The 15,516-nt window shown below is 42.7% G+C and carries 13 protein-coding genes; 1 reads left to right on the forward strand and 12 read right to left on the reverse strand.

The features are described from left to right. Nucleotides 1–7: 7 nt before the first annotated feature. Genes recG through MOO44_RS07080 form a run of 3 tightly spaced genes read right to left on the reverse strand, consistent with a single transcriptional unit; the run spans nucleotide 8 to nucleotide 4,171 of the window. A complete protein-coding gene (gene recG, locus MOO44_RS07070) occupies nucleotides 8–2,032 on the reverse strand; it encodes an ATP-dependent DNA helicase RecG (protein WP_260117325.1) in 2,025 nt (674 codons plus the stop codon). A 60-nt stretch (nucleotides 2,033–2,092) separates the two neighbouring features. After that, entirely contained in the window at nucleotides 2,093–3,772 is a 1,680-nt protein-coding gene (locus MOO44_RS07075; protein ID WP_260116438.1) for a DAK2 domain-containing protein, read from the reverse strand. A gap of 36 nt (nucleotides 3,773–3,808) precedes the next feature. Next, nucleotides 3,809–4,171 (reverse strand): Asp23/Gls24 family envelope stress response protein, encoded by a 363-nt coding sequence (locus tag MOO44_RS07080; RefSeq protein ID WP_260116439.1) that lies wholly within the window; start codon nucleotides 4,169–4,171, stop codon nucleotides 3,809–3,811. 215 nt (nucleotides 4,172–4,386) lie between these two features. Between MOO44_RS07080 and rpmB the strand changes: the two genes are divergently transcribed. Further along, a complete protein-coding gene (gene rpmB, locus MOO44_RS07085) occupies nucleotides 4,387–4,572 on the forward strand; it encodes a 50S ribosomal protein L28 (protein WP_219054488.1) in 186 nt (61 codons plus the stop codon). A 40-nt stretch (nucleotides 4,573–4,612) separates the two neighbouring features. Here the strand turns inward: rpmB and MOO44_RS07090 are convergent, their stop codons facing one another. From MOO44_RS07090 to coaBC, 9 genes are read right to left on the reverse strand one after another with little or no spacing between them, the layout of a single operon-like run. Further along, a complete protein-coding gene (locus MOO44_RS07090) occupies nucleotides 4,613–5,260 on the reverse strand; it encodes a thiamine diphosphokinase (RefSeq protein WP_260116440.1) in 648 nt (215 codons plus the stop codon). Further along, nucleotides 5,260–5,913 (reverse strand): ribulose-phosphate 3-epimerase, encoded by a 654-nt coding sequence (gene rpe, locus MOO44_RS07095; protein ID WP_260117326.1) that lies wholly within the window; start codon nucleotides 5,911–5,913, stop codon nucleotides 5,260–5,262. Before rpe ends, MOO44_RS07090 begins: the two co-directional genes overlap by 1 nt. Before the next feature lie 10 nt (nucleotides 5,914–5,923). Then, a complete protein-coding gene (rsgA, locus tag MOO44_RS07100; RefSeq protein WP_260116441.1) occupies nucleotides 5,924–6,805 on the reverse strand; it encodes a ribosome small subunit-dependent GTPase A in 882 nt (293 codons plus the stop codon). A 53-nt stretch (nucleotides 6,806–6,858) separates the two neighbouring features. Continuing rightward, a complete protein-coding gene (pknB, locus tag MOO44_RS07105) occupies nucleotides 6,859–8,769 on the reverse strand; it encodes a Stk1 family PASTA domain-containing Ser/Thr kinase (protein ID WP_260116442.1) in 1,911 nt (636 codons plus the stop codon). Next, on the reverse strand, nucleotides 8,762–9,523 hold the full coding sequence (locus MOO44_RS07110) for a Stp1/IreP family PP2C-type Ser/Thr phosphatase (protein ID WP_260116443.1): 762 nt from the start codon (nucleotides 9,521–9,523) through the stop codon (nucleotides 8,762–8,764). The genes pknB and MOO44_RS07110 overlap by 8 nt, the downstream gene beginning before the upstream one ends. Before the next feature lie 4 nt (nucleotides 9,524–9,527). Then, entirely contained in the window at nucleotides 9,528–10,865 is a 1,338-nt protein-coding gene (rsmB, locus tag MOO44_RS07115; RefSeq protein WP_260116444.1) for a 16S rRNA (cytosine(967)-C(5))-methyltransferase RsmB, read from the reverse strand. Next, entirely contained in the window at nucleotides 10,858–11,808 is a 951-nt protein-coding gene (gene fmt / locus MOO44_RS07120) for a methionyl-tRNA formyltransferase (protein WP_260116445.1), read from the reverse strand. The genes rsmB and fmt overlap by 8 nt, the downstream gene beginning before the upstream one ends. Before the next feature lie 14 nt (nucleotides 11,809–11,822). Next, complete coding sequence (gene priA / locus MOO44_RS07125; RefSeq protein WP_260116446.1) at nucleotides 11,823–14,234, reverse strand: primosomal protein N'; 2,412 nt, start codon at nucleotides 14,232–14,234, stop codon at nucleotides 11,823–11,825. 18 nt (nucleotides 14,235–14,252) lie between these two features. Beyond that, on the reverse strand, nucleotides 14,253–15,461 hold the full coding sequence (coaBC, locus tag MOO44_RS07130) for a bifunctional phosphopantothenoylcysteine decarboxylase/phosphopantothenate--cysteine ligase CoaBC (protein WP_260116447.1): 1,209 nt from the start codon (nucleotides 15,459–15,461) through the stop codon (nucleotides 14,253–14,255). Nucleotides 15,462–15,516: the final 55 nt, after the last annotated feature.

The raw sequence follows: 15,516 nt of genomic DNA on the forward strand, positions 1-15,516 counted from the left end.
CTCTCTCCTAATCTAGTGAATCGGTTAATGATTCATCGTTTAAGTACTTTACTAATGGTAAATTATCGGTCAACTCGTTCCAATGCGGACTGTTAACAATTCGCTTAGCCTCTTCTTGAGCGTAGGATAACATGACCAGGTCAGCCACTGGATCACCGATTTTAAATTGAACTTGGCCGGATTGTTGTTTCCCCATCACATCTCCGGACCCCCTCAATTCGAGGTCCTTTTGGGCAACTATGAATCCATCCGTGGTCTCGACCATCACATTCATCCGTTTTTTACCGACCTCAGTCTTTGGATCAGCAACCAATATACAATACGACTGCTGATCACCACGGCCAACCCGGCCGCGCAACTGGTGTAATTGGGCCAGCCCAAAATGATCGGCATTAAAAATCATCATTAATGATGCATTGGGGACGTCCACGCCCACTTCAATTACGGTCGTTGAAACTAAAATTTGAATTTCACGGCGCTTGAACGCTTCCATCACCGCATTTTTTTCAGCATCCTTCATTCTACCATGAAGTAAACCAACCTGAAATCCCGGAAACGAACGTTGAAACATCTCAAGCATCGTTTCGGTACTTTGCATATCGGACTTATCAGATTCCTCAATTAATGGTGCAATCACATACATTTGTTCGTGGTGACTTAGATGCTGCAATAAAAATGGAAATGTTGTGGAAACCTGCTTACTATTGATCCACCTAGTCACAATTGGTTTCCGTCCGGCTGGTAATTCGTTGATGACTGAAACATCCATTTCACCATAAGTAGTAATCGTCATTGTCCGTGGAATGGGGGTGGCTGTCATAGTTAAAACGTTTGGATCGTCGCCCTTTTTACGCAAAGCAGCTCGTTGGTTGACCCCAAAGCGGTGTTGTTCATCAATGATTGCTAACCCCAGATTATGGAAATTAACTTCATCTTGAATTAGCGCATGGGTCCCAATCACCAGGTTAATTTCACCGTCCTTAATTCGTGGTAAAATTTCACGACGAACCGCCGGCTTAGTATCACCAGTCAGTAAAGCAATGTTAACTGGTAAGTTTGCAAAAATTTTAGCTAACCCATTGGCGTGTTGTTCGGCTAAAATTTCCGTTGGAACCATCAAAGCGGCCTGATATCCAGCCGTTATGGTGGCATAAATGGCGATTGCGGCAACAATCGTTTTTCCGCTCCCCACATCACCCTGTAATAGCCGATTCATTTGAGAACCGTCCCCTAAATTGTGTAAAATCTCAGTGACAACCTTATTTTGAGCACCGGTCAGTTTAAATGGTAAGGCGTTAATAAATTGATTAATTGCAGCAATATCGTAATTAATTCGGATGCCGGAAAAGTGATGATCACGCATTCGTAATAACTGCATGCGCATTTGAAAAATAAAAAACTCCTCAAATTTAGCAGTCCGTAACGCTAATTTAGAGGCCCGCAGATCAGCTGGAAAATGCATATCATGCACCACTTGCCGGTGTGATTCCAAACGGTAGCGTTTCCGCAGTGATTCTGGAATGAAATCCTCAATTTGAGCTTGATATTTTTCATAGGTAGCTTGAATTAACTTCCGAAGCGTTTGCTGCTTGATCTGCTTATTGACCGAATAGATGGGCGCCATTTGATTAGTCGCATTGCTAATGATCTTCATCGCCGCCATTGCCATTTGTTGACGATCAAATCGACCGTAAACCACGAGTGGTTGATTGACTGTAATTTGTTTAGCTAACCAGGGTTGGTTAAAAAAATTCACCCGAACGGCCGCGTGCTCAACTTGCAGTAGAAATGTCAATTTTGATTTTTTATATCCATACCGATAAACGCTCGGTGAATCCACCACCACGCCTTTTAACGTCACTTGAGCTTGTGGTGGCAGCGTTGCTAACGATTGAATCTTAAAATTATCATAACGAAACGGAAAGTAATTTAACAAATCGTTAATCGTTTTAATTCCTAAACTATTCAACACGAGTTCCTTTTTAGGACCGATGCCCTCCAGGGTGCTAACAGAATTATTCAAACTATCGATTTTAAATCACCTCCGAATAAAAAAATCGGATTAGAATCCGATTCGTTTTAATTAAACTAATTATTCAACGGATACCAAAAATGGATAAACTGGTTGGTTCCCTTCATGAATTTCAATTTCTAGGTCTTCATCAATTTTCATGATGTTATCCTTTAATTTCTGTGATTCACGCTCATTGGCACCTTGACCATAGATAATGGTAACGGCTTCGCTATCTTCATCCAACATGGCAGCAACCATCTGAGTAGTCGCATCAATCATGTTCGAACTAGTAACGGTAATGTTACCATCCACAATTCCCATGAATTGATTCTTCTTAATATGCACTTGATCTAATTCAGTATCCCGAACGGCCCTGGTCACTTCACCACTCTTTACGTAATCCAAATTGGCCTCCATTGCAGATTTAATATCCGCTAATTTAGCGCTAGGATCATATTCAAGCATGGCCGTCATGCCCTGTGGAATCGTCTTTGTATGGACAATTGTGGTCGGAATGTCTGCCACCTTAGCAGCCTGCTCAGCAGCTAAAAAGATATTGCTATTGTTCGGTAAAATCACTGCCCGGTTAGCGTGCGAATTATTAATGGCATCAACAATGTCTTGGGTACTAGGATTCATGGTCTGACCACCACTGATGATATCAGTTACACCCAGGCTATTAAATAACGTCCCAATCCCGTCCCCACTAGCAACCGCAATTACAGCTGTATCGTTAGGGCGTTCAATTTCTTGTTCGGCCGGCTGGTCGTCAGTATCTTGATTGATAATGTCTTCTTGTTGTAAGCGCATGTTATCAACCTTTACGGTGGCTAAGTCACCAACTTGTTGCCCCCATGCTAAAACCTTTCCCGGATGTTCGGTATGCACATGAACCTTGACGATTTCGTCATCATTAACAACTAACAACGAATCACCCAGCTTAGCTAGATAATCATAAAATGGCTGGTATTCGAACTTTCGTTCCACTTCCTTGCCATGACCAATCCTGACCATAATTTGAGTACAATAACCGTACTTAATGTCTTCTGGATTAATTTCACTTTGAACGCTCTTATGATGCTTAGCATCAATCATTTCGTCCATTTCTTGACTGTCAGGCTCGTTTTTTTCAATCGATACCTCACGCCCATTCAAAGAATCGGCAAACGCCTTTAAAATAAATGCTAGCCCCTGGCCACCTGAGTCTACGACCCCTACCTGTTTTAAGACTGGTAATAATTCGGTCGTTTGTTTTAATGCATCATCGGCAGCAACACTCACTGCATCCATTAACGCTGCGACATCCAATTCTGAATAGACTTGTCGACTCTTTTCAGCAGCCCCTCGAATCACGGTCAAGATGGTCCCTTCAGTTGGCTTCATCACGGAACTATAAGCAGTTTTAGTGGCCTCCACTAATCCATCATTAAGGTCCCTTGCATCTAAAACCCTTTTACCGGCGACCGATTTAGCAAATCCCCGAAAAATTTGGGACAAAATCACGCCAGAGTTACCACGAGCCCCCATTAAAAGACCCTTAGCCAACGCTTCAGCCAAATCCCCCACTGAATCAGCACCGGAATTGGCAACGTACTTAGCACCGCTTGCTAATGATAAATTCATATTAGTCCCAGTATCACCATCTGGCACCGGGAACACGTTTAAAGAATTAACAAAATCAGCATTATTTTTAAGCGTCGCTGAGGCCGCCTTGATCATTTTTCTAAATTGATTACTGTCAATTTCTGTCACACTCAAATCGATTTCCTCCTAGACGAGGAGTTCAGGTCAGTCCTAATCATTTAAAACTTGAACCCCTTGGACTACAACGTTAACGGTGTTGGCAGTGATGCCAAGCATGGTTTCTAGATTATACTTCACCTTAGATTGAACGTTTCGGCAAACTTCCGAAATTTTAGTCCCATAACTAACGATGATGTTTACTTCGATTGCAATCCCGCTGTTTTCTTGTCTGACTACTACTCCCTTAGAGTAGTTATCATTTTTTAAAATACTATTTACATTATCACGGAGCTGGTTTTTGCTAGCCATGCCCACAACCCCGTAGTTATCAGTAGTCGCACTTCCAACAACGGAAGAAATGACATCACTACTAATGTCAACGACTCCATACTTTGTCTTAATTTTAACGGCCAATGTAATAGCCTCCTTAAAAGATTCGAATCTATTATCTTATAATTATTAATGTTACCACAAGAATCGCAAAATCCAAAGAGTTGGTAATCAATTTAATTGAATATGCTGTCAAGTAAATATACTTGAAAGAAAACTATTGCAAAGCTGCTCATAATATGCTAAATTATTGTAGTGGATTAAAACATTTATAAAAATAAATACAAGGAGGCATTCTCATGGCTAAAGACTTTATCAGCGGTAAGAGAACCCATTTTGGTAACAAGCGTTCTCACGCCTTGAACTCTTCACGTCGTAGCTGGAAGCCAAACTTACAAAAAGTTCGGATTTTAGTTGATGGCAAACCTAAGAAAGTTTGGGTTAGTGCCCGGACCTTAAAATCAGGTAAGGTTACCCGCGTTTAATCATAATTATAAAAAAAGACCAGCGAATGCTGGTCTTTTTTTATTGGTCGCAACTTTGAATTACCGCGATGACGCCTTGGTCGAATGTAAAGTGCCCCGTCTCACCAACAAACTCGTTACTAGCTAGTGAAACTGGATTTTGAATGGGGTATTGATTTAACTGGTACCGTTCATCAGCTAAGGTTAGCGTCATTTTAGTTAACGGAACAAAGGCTAAGTATCGTTTACCAGGTTCCTTTTTAATCTCATGGGTTCCAGGTAAAAAATAACTAATGGTATTTTGAGCATCGATCAATCTGATTCGTTGTGCGAACGGTCGAAAGCGCATTTCTAACACCATGAAAAAATTGGCTAAGAAATGATCCAGCCGGCCCCCGGTCACCCCATAAATATCGATTGAATCAGCCGCAAAGCGTTGCAATGCCACCTTCAATCCCAATTGGGTATCGGTATCGTCTTTTTCCGGGTTAGATTGGTGAATCTCGCTTACGTGTTGTTTTACGAGTGCCAATTCTGCTGAATTCATTGAATCGAAATCACCAATTGCATAAATCGGATCGATCCCCAACTTGATCAAACGCAGGGTTCCGCGGTCAACTCCGATCCAATCACCATCAACCTGATGCTCCTTAAGCGCCTTAGGCCAGTTAGCTACTGGGCCGCCACCAAGTAGGTTTAGATGCGTCATTATTTAGTCGCATCCTTAATTGCTTGCACTTTACTTGCAGGATCATCGGCACCGAATACATATGAACCAGCAACAGCAACGGTAGCACCAGCTTCGTAAGCACCCTTAACGGTATGGTCATTGACCCCACCATCAATTTCGATATCAAAATCATAACCTGCTTGCTTTTTAATTTCATTTAGTTGCTTAATCTTCTTGACCGTTTCAGGAATGAACTTTTGACCACCAAAACCTGGGTTAACGGTCATTACTAATACTTGATCGACCATGTACAATACCGGTTTGATTGCCTCTACTGGCGTTCCTGGATTAATTACGACTTCAGCCTTAATGTCGCGGTTCTTAATCATTTGAAGGGCCCGGTGAATGTGGGGCGTTGATTCAACATGAATCCCAATTAGATCGGCACCAGCATCCGCAAAGGTGTCAATGTAGCGTTCTGGATTTTGAACCATCATATGCACATCTAAAATCATTTTTGAAATGGGTCTAATTGCCTTAACCCAGTTTGGGCCATATGAGATGGCAGGCACGAACATGCCGTCCATAATATCAATATGGAGGTATTCAGCGCCCCCCTTTTCAACCTTTTCAATGTCACGTTGTAAGTTAACATAATCTGCACTTAAAATGGATGGAGCAACTTTAATCATTTTCATTTCCTCATTTCTTTTTATTATAAATTGGCTTCCGATTTTTGATCATCTCAACCAGTTGTAAGTAATCATCATAACGACTCTTTAAGATTTCACCATCATCGACCATTGCCTTAATTTTACAACCCGGTTCCTTAACGTGTAAACATTCACGGAACTTACACCCGGAAGCATTGCGAACAAACTCCGGAAAGTAATCCTTAACCTGACGGTAGTCAATCTCAAAAGTATCGTAAGAAGAAAACCCTGGTGTATCAGCAACTAGCCCGTCTGCAATCGGAATTAAGGTGACCTTCCGGGTCGTATGCCGGCCCCGGTTTAACGCCTGTGATATCTCACCGGTCGCTAAATGGAGACTCGGCAATATTTTATTTAACAGCGTTGATTTTCCAGCCCCAGTCTGGCCCATAAAAACGGTCACCCGGTTCGCAAAATAATCACGGAGCGGTTCGATTGGATCGTTATCACTTTGTTGATCCGGACAAATCGTGACGTAGCCAATTTTTTGGTAGTCATTAGCAATTTGTCTAATCTTAGCAAAGCGTTCGGGAGTCAATAAATCGATTTTAGTAAAATAAATAATCGGTTTGATCTTACTGATGCCAAGCGCTACTAATTGACGGTTCAATAGGTTCAAACTAAATTCAGCTTCCGTCGATGCAGTCACCACCACCGCTTGATCAATATTGGATAATGGTGGCCGAACCAATGCATTTTTCCTTGAATCCACCTTTAAAATATAGTCATTTTCAAACTCTACAATATCACCAACGATGGGCTTAATCCCGTGCTTTCTAAAATTTCCACGAGCACGAGTCCGATATGTCTTACCGTCAGCGTGCACATCAAAAAAGCCACTTAGTGATTGATAAATTCTTCCAGTTGGCAATTCACCACCCCTTTTATTAATAATTATACTAAACTTTGGCACGTTAAAGAACATTAATTAATATTTTTAACGTAGTTAATCGTCTTCCCATCCCGTACAATTTTATATTCTCCAGGTGTCTTACCATCCAATTTAAATGGAATAATGAATTTGGTATTTTGATAGATGGTAATTCGGCGGTACAAATGACTCAAAGAATTATTAGCATCCTTAACGTAAATATCAATTTCATTTGACTGGTGATCATCAGATTGATACGGTAAATTAACGTTCACGTTCAACGTATGCGGCCCATTTTGACTTCCAGATGTCTTGGCACCCTTTGAGACCGAGATAATTACATTATCGCCATTAAACACGGTTAATCCAGAATCTGGATTTTGGTTAAACACCATGCCAGCTGGATATTCATCGTTATATTGATAATCAAACGTTGGGTTCAACCCCATCATTTGAACGTAACTAGCGGCTTCGTCCTTAGTCATCCCCACTAATCGTTTCAATGTAAATTGTTTAATCCCATCTGAGACTACAAACTTAATCTTTTTATTATGGGGGCTATACGAATTTCCAGGAATGAAATTTTGTTTTAGGATTTTACCACTACCAAACGTATCCGAACTAGCAAGTTGTTTTTCAATTTTAAACCCACGGTCACTTAGTTCTTTGGCAGTCTGCTCAAAATCCTGGCCAATATAATTATCCAAACTAATTTTATCAACCCCATTACTTAACACTAGCGTAACGGGATTACTCCGTAAGACCCAACGATTGGTTTGGGGGATTGATGAAAATGCATGTCCAATTGGAACGTTATTAGCATACCGATATTGAATGGATTTCACTTTCAAACCAGCTGAATGCAAGCGTTGAATCGCCTGTTGCTTAGACAACCCCGTTAACGACGGCACCTGGGCAAAATAGAAATGGATCACTAATCCAAACGTCACCAATATAATTCCAACTACGCCGACCCAAGTGCTCCAAAATAATCGAGCGGGATGGTGGATGCCCCGTTTTGATGGCGCACTCGTAGTGGTCCCGCTTGCCGTATTGTCAAGGGCATTCAACTCGTTAAAATTCATGATTTTAGTCTCATCTTCATCATCGAAGCCCATCTTGGGGACGAAGCGTTGCACGTGCTTTAAATTAAGCGCCTGATTTAATGCGGTTTGCATCTCAGCAATCGATGCGAACCGATCATTTGGATTCTTAGCAGTTGCCCTGAGGACTACGTTTTCAACCGCTAATGGAATTGCCTGATTAGTCGCATTAATGGGTGGTAACGGTGACTTAGAATGTTTTAAGGCAATTGAAACCGGATTATCACCATCGAAGGGGACCTTACCCGTCAAGAGTTCATACATAATGATTCCTAGTGAATAAATATCCGAACGTTTCGTTGCCCCCTCACCACGAACTTGTTCCGGTGAAAGGTAGTGAATGGAACCAATAATTGAATGCGTTTGGGTCAACGTCCGTTCAGTGGTAAAAATGGCAATGCCAAAATCAGTGATTTTAACGTTCTCATTTTCATCAATTAAAACGTTTTCTGGTTTTAAGTCCCGATGAACGATGTTATTTTGATGGGCTACATTTACTGCTAATAGAATCTGATTCATTATTTTTAAAACATTTGACACCGCAATGGGAGAATAATTATGAATGTAATTCTTGAGGTTCATTCCCCGAACGTATTCCATGATGGAGTACTGCACCCCATCGGTTTCTTCAAACCCATACACCTTAACAATGTTAGCGCTGCTCAACTGACTGATTGCCAACGCCTCACGTCTGAATTGGGCTTTTATTTTGGGATCATCCCTAAAATCAACCCGTAAGAATTTAACGGCAACGAGGCGGTTCGTCTTAATATCCTTGGCAAGGTAAACATCAGACATTCCACCCTGGCCAATTTGTTCAATCAATCGATAACGATGATTTAATAGCCGCCCACTAACCATGATTATCAACTCCTTGATCAGCCCGTGTCTCAATGATCAAAACCGTAATGTTATCAGAACCACCGTTTTGATTAGCCATTTCGGTTAGTTTTTCACACTTTTCAGCAATTGATCGATTGGACTGCAACACCAACTTAATCACTGATTCAGATACTAAATCGGTCAATCCATCACTACAAAGTAAAAACTGATCACCAATTAAAATCCGGCCATCAGAAATCGTAGGCTCAGCATTGCTAGAAATACCCAGGCTACGAACAATCACATTTTTATATGGATAGGTCGCAGCGGCCTGTTTAGAGATTTTACCAGCCTTTAGTAACTCGTTGACGTAGGAATGATCTTCAGTTAATTGGGTGAGTTCGGTATTGCGAAATAAATACCCCCTACTATCCCCAATGTTACAGATTACATAGTTTCTTCCGGTGTTAATAAAGCCCACGAACGTGGTCCCCATGCCTTTTAAGTGTTGATCGTGCATTGAGATTGCCAGGATTTCTTGGTTTTCAAAATCAATTTGATTTTGAAACCACTTGCTGGCATGCTTTACGGTTTGAATCTGTTGATTGGTAAAGCGCTTGCCAATCCCATCCACTGCCATTTTAGAAGCCACTTCTCCGGCCCGGTTCCCCCCGATACCATCTGCAACGATTGCCAATATATTATTTGATTGGTCGTAAAAAAAAGATGCGTTATCCTCGTTTTTGGGCCGAATCTTACCAATTATCGATTTATAAGCCACTTTTAACTTCATTCAATTAATCACCTGTTTTTACTAAATTTGCAACAAAGAAGCCATCAGAATCAAAATCATCCGGATAGATTCTAATTTCACCCGGATTGGACTGCACACTATTTAAGTCAATCGGCTTCCGTTCAAATTCGGGGTGCTCCACTAAAAATTGCTCTAAGACTGCGTGATTTTCCTGGTCAATGATCGTACAGGTGCTATAAGTTAATTGACCGCCGACTTTTATTTTAGGAGCAATTGAATTTAAAATTGCCAATTGAATTTCAGCCAAGTGTTTAATATCTTGAATTGATTTTTCATACCTAATCTCCGGTTTCCGACGCATCAAGCCTAACCCCGAACACGGTGCATCAACTAAGACCTGGTCGAATGTTTCATTTGCATAAATTGAATCTAATTTTCTAGCATCCAAGGCTTTAGTTTGTACATAATCATTCAAATGCATCCGCTTTGCATTTTTAACGACCTGCTTCAAACGACTCTCGTGGAGATCTAATGCAACCACCCGCCCACTTTTTTGACGGGCTAAGCGTTCCGCAATCTGGGTCGTTTTGCCACCAGGTGCTGAACAGGCATCCAAAATCAACTGATTGGCACCAATCGGCATGGTTTCCACCGGTAGCATCGCACTTTCATCTTGAATTGTCATCGCCCCAGTTTTAAATTCCGGTGCAGAATTAGCCGATCGGTTAGATAGGATCAATCCCGCTTCGGCTAGGCTACTATTGGTAACGTCAAATCCACTTGCATGCAATTGAGTGGCTAGGGCATCCCTGGTCTCCATTGCCGTATTGACCCGCACTGATTGCTTAGCGGGTTGATTCAATGATGCTAAAATGCTAGTGGTCTTGGTCATCCCCACCTGTTCAATTAGTTGCTCAATGATCCACTTAGGCACACTAAATTGAAGTTGCATCCGTTCCAACGGATCCTTAATCTGAGCTGGATCTAAGACACCATTACGGTCAATTTGGTGTAAGACGCCGGTAACCATTTTACGAATTCCATCGTGTCCCATCACCTTAGCAATGTTAATTGATTCGTTAAAGATTGCCCGTTTCGGAATGCGGTCTAAGTACTCCATTTGATACAAAGCGGTTTTTAATAGCACTAACACCCATGGTTGCAGCCGCTTTTGCTTTTTGATGAACGGAGCAATTTGATATTCCAACGTTAATTTGTGTTGAATGACTCCATAGACAATGTTGGTCAAGAGTTTTACATCCCGTTCATCAAGGGTACTATTTTGAATGATTTGATTTAATTGTAAACTGGAATATGCTCCCTGTTCGATCTTGGTTAAGGTGGCAACTGCTAACTGCCTTGGATTATCTTTTTTAGTCATTACTAATAATTTGCTCCCCAACTTGAATGCTTTGCCCTGCACCATTCAAGTAATCTTTAATTTGTTGCTTCGGTTTACCAGCTGGTTGAATGACATCTAGTTGTAACGTCGTCGAATCCCCAGCCGCAACCACAAGCTGCTTTTTAGTCTTAGCTACCACACAACCAGGTGCTAGGTCCGTGGTTTCAGATCGTGGCGTGGTTTGCCATACCTTCGTCCGCTTACCCTTGATGGTCGTAAATGCACTTGGGTCTGGACGTAATGCCCGGACCTTCGCATCCACTAAGCGGGCGGGTTGATTAAAATCAAGCCGTTCCTCGCTCCGCTTAATCGTTGGTGAAAAAACAACTTGCTTCGGATCTTGAGGGGTCCTAGTCGCAGTCCCATCAATCAACTTTGGAATCGTAGCCAATAGCATCTTACGACCTAAACCGCTCAATTTCTTAAACATTGAAGCGGTGTCATCGTCTGCTTCAATTGGAATGGATGATTGTGCGATCACATCACCAGCATCCATTGCTTTGACCATGTCCATGATTGAAATGCCGGTTTCAGCATCCCCATTCATAATGGCGTATTGGACCGGGGCCCCTCCCCGGTACTTTGGTAACAATGACCCATGCACATTAATTGCAGCCACTTTCGCAGCCGCCAGTAGTTTTTCAGGTAGGAACTGTCCGAAGGCAGCAGTGATGATTAAATCCGGCTTTAAATTAATAATTCGTTCCATTTCATCACTGCCACTAATCTTTTCGGGCTGGAATACCGGAATGTTGAATTTAATTGCGGCCTGTTTAACTGGTGAGGCCGTTAAGACCCGCTTTCTCCCCACTGGTCGGTCGGGTTGGGTCACAACTGCCTTAACGGCATAGCCGTTTTCAACTAGTCCGGTTAGGATCGGTACGCTGAATTGGGGTGTTCCCATAAATACAATTGATGTCATTTTAAATCTACTCCTTACATAAAACTGACTGGTTCGGAATCAATCGAAATGTAAATTCCATGCCGAATCGCAGTTTGATATTTGTTCAACACGTGTTCTAGTGCTGATTGTAATTTTGGTTCATGTTTATACTTGATTAGCAACTGATAATAATATTTATTCTTAATTCTAGAAATTGCCGAGGGCGTGGGACCTAAAATAATGTCACCATTAGTCAGCGTCTGCCTTAAGTAACGGTCAATTTCATAGATGACCTTCGCCGATTGATTCTCAAACTTAGCGTTGGCAGTGATACGCACCGTAAAGAAGTACGGTGGGTAGTTTGCAATGTGCCTAATTCGCATTTCAGAACGGTAAAAGGCCTCATAGTCCTGTTCCTTAGCCAACTGAATGGCCTTATTATCAGGATTATAAGTCTGGATATAAACCTCACCCTGCTTTTGAGCTCGGCCTGCCCGGCCACTGACCTGCGTCAATAATTGAAATGTCTTTTCATTCGCCCGAAAATCAGGTAGATCCAACGAAGTATCGGCATTTAACACCCCAACTAACGTCACGTTCGGGAAATCAAGCCCCTTGGCAATCATCTGGGTGCCCAGTAAAATATCCGCCTGCCCACTCCCAAATTGGGCCAATAAGCGTTCGTGGGCGCCCTTGCGTTTAGTGGTGTCAACGTCCATTCTAATTACGCTAGCATTAGGTAACAACTGATTTAATTGCTGTTCAACTTTTTCAGTTCCCGTCCCAAATGAACGAAGGCGCTGCCCATGACAATTGGGACAGCGATTGGGAATTGGTTGCTCAAATCCACAGTAGTGACATTGCATCCGATGCCCCTTTAAATGCAGGGTCAACGAGATATCACAATTGGGACACTTTAAAACAAATCCACAATCACGACACATCAAAAACGACGAATAACCCCGCCGGTTCAGCATTAAAACGGTCTGTTCCTTCCGGGCTAATCGGTGCTGAATTGCAGTTAACAGCGGTTCTGAAAAATCAGTCTTACCATCATTGATTAATACATTACGCATATCAACGACGTTGACCGTGGGGAGTGATTGATTATTAATTCGGTGCGGCATCATCAATAGGTGGTAGACGTCCTTTCCGGCTCGGGCTCTTGACTCGAGCGAGGGCGTCGCACTGCCTAAGACCACTGGACAGTGATTATAAGCTCCCCGCCATTTAGCCACCTCACGGGTATTATAACGGGGAGTATCCTCTTGTTTATAGCTACTGTCGTGTTCTTCATCCATAATGATGACCCCGATGTTTTTTAACGGCGCAAAGACTGCAGAACGGGCGCCGACTACCACTTGAGCATCCCCAGCATTAATGCGCCGCCACTCATCGTACCGCTCACCGATTGAAAGGCCACTATGTAGCATTGCTACCATGTCACCAAAGCGGCCCTTGACCCGGTTCACCATTTGGGGAGTCAATGCAATTTCTGGAACTAGCATCAAAGCTGTTTTTCCAGCTACCAATGCCTTTTGGATTGCCTGGAGGTAGACCTCCGTTTTCCCGGAACCGGTGACCCCTTCCAATAAATACACGTCTGCAGTTTCATTTTTGATCGATGCAGCAATTTGATCAACCGCTTGTTTTTGGTCGTCATTTAATGCTAATGGATAGTTTCTGGCAATTGAATGTTTCGAGGGATCGCGTAATACGGTCACCCGTTGTTTATTAACCCAGCCTTTTTTAGCGGCAGTGTTAATCGTTGAAATGGGGATTTGCAACATACTGGCGAGTCGAGGCTGTTCAATTGGTTGATCAGGATGCTCGATTAACCACTTCAATAGTTTTTGTTGGGCAACCGCATTAGCAGCAACTTGTTCTAATACAGCTTTTAATTCGGCAACGGATTGTGCAGGCGTAATTTGGAGGACCTGTTTCGCCCGGGCCTGGTTTTTGACTACGTAGTCCAGCGTTAACTGTCCGGTCCGAACTGCATCGATAATCGCCTTCAATTGATCAGGATTGAATTGATCCTCATCGTACTCCAATTCACTTTGTTTCCCGAATAGCGCTGCAATTGAGGGCTCCAATGGCGCCTTATTAATCCGCAATACCTTGGTCGCCTTAGCTCGCATCACGCTCGGTAGCATCGTCATGATGCAACTAATCCGAAATGAAAAGGTCGTTTGAGCTAGCCATGCAGATAGTTTTAACAACTCATCATTAACCACTGGGGTTAGGTCAATGATCGAGTCAATTTGCTTCATTTTACCATCGTAATCAACATGATTGCTAAACCCCACAATAAAGCCCTGCACCTTACGCTTACCACGGCCAAACGGAACGACCACTCGCATCCCCAGCTTTAGATCGCCCGCTAATTCAGATGGAATCTGGTAGGTATAGGGTTGATCAGTCTGCATGGTGGGTACATCCACTAATACTTCAGCGAATTTCACGGTACATCGCGTCCTTTCCTATTTTAAGTCATCAGCGACCATATTCACAAGCCGTTCCGCAATTGCTATTTTCGGCAGGACCGGCGTTTGGACTGGCTCATGCCCCGCACGTAAGAACGTAACCTGATTATTGTCACTGCTAAATCCAATTTGGGGGTTAGCAACATCGTTTGCCACCAATAAATTAAGCCCCTTGGCGTGTAATTTTTTAAGCGCATTTTGCCTTAAATCATTCGTTTCAGCGGCAAATCCCACCGTATATTGATCAGGACGCTTAATTTTAGCAACCGCCTTTAAAATATCAGCTGCTTCTCTAAACTGGAGGGTAAATAAATCTGATTGGGCAGCTTTTTTAATTTTTTGCCCAGCGACATGAACGGATTCAAAGTCAGCTACCGCAGCGGTCATCACTAACACATCCGTTTCAGGCATTAATTTCAACACGGCTGTTTTCAATTCAGCACTTGTAACTACTGACACCACTTTAATTCCATCCGGAACTTTAACCCGCACATCAGCACAGATTAAAGTCACATCGGCTCCTAACCGTGCTGCTGCGCTAGCTACTGCAATTCCCATCTTGCCAGAAGATGAATTAGTAATAAACCGAACCGGATCAATGGGTTGCCGGGTCGCACCGGCAGTGACTAAGACCCGCTTCCCCTTCAATTTTAAATCAGCAGCAGGAGTGGTTAAGCGTTCAATCAACCGGAACACGGTTTTGGGTTCCGCCATTCGCCCCTTGGCCTGGTATCCTTCGGCTAAAAAACCAACTACTGGATCAACAATTTTACAACCGTCGGTCCGTAATTGCTCTAAATTCCGCTGCGTTGCCGGATTAGCAAGCATTTGATCATTCATTGCTGGGACGATCATCTTGGGGGCACTAGTGGCAAGTAGCGTTGTCGTGGCCAAATTGTCAGCTAAGCCATTTGCTAATTTGGCAATTGTGTTGGCATCAGCGGGCATGACCAAGGCTAAATCACTCCACTGTGCTAATTCAATATGGGTAATGTCAGAATCGTGCATTCCAAAACTATGATCAGTTAATACCGGGTGTTTGGATAACGCTTGAAAACTAAGTGGTTTGATAAAATCCAATGCTCCGTTAGTCATCACCACTCGAACGTTAGCGCCCGCTTTGACCAATAACCGGGTCATCAAAAGGCTTTTATAAGCAGCAATACTCCCCGTAACGTAAAGGGCAACGTTTAAATTTTGAATCATTTAATTCCTCCATATATTAAAAAAGCCCTTGTGAATTTCACAAAGGGTTCTCTAG

Source organism: Nicoliella spurrieriana, assembly GCF_023380205.1.
Classification (GTDB): domain Bacteria; phylum Bacillota; class Bacilli; order Lactobacillales; family Lactobacillaceae; genus Nicoliella; species Nicoliella spurrieriana.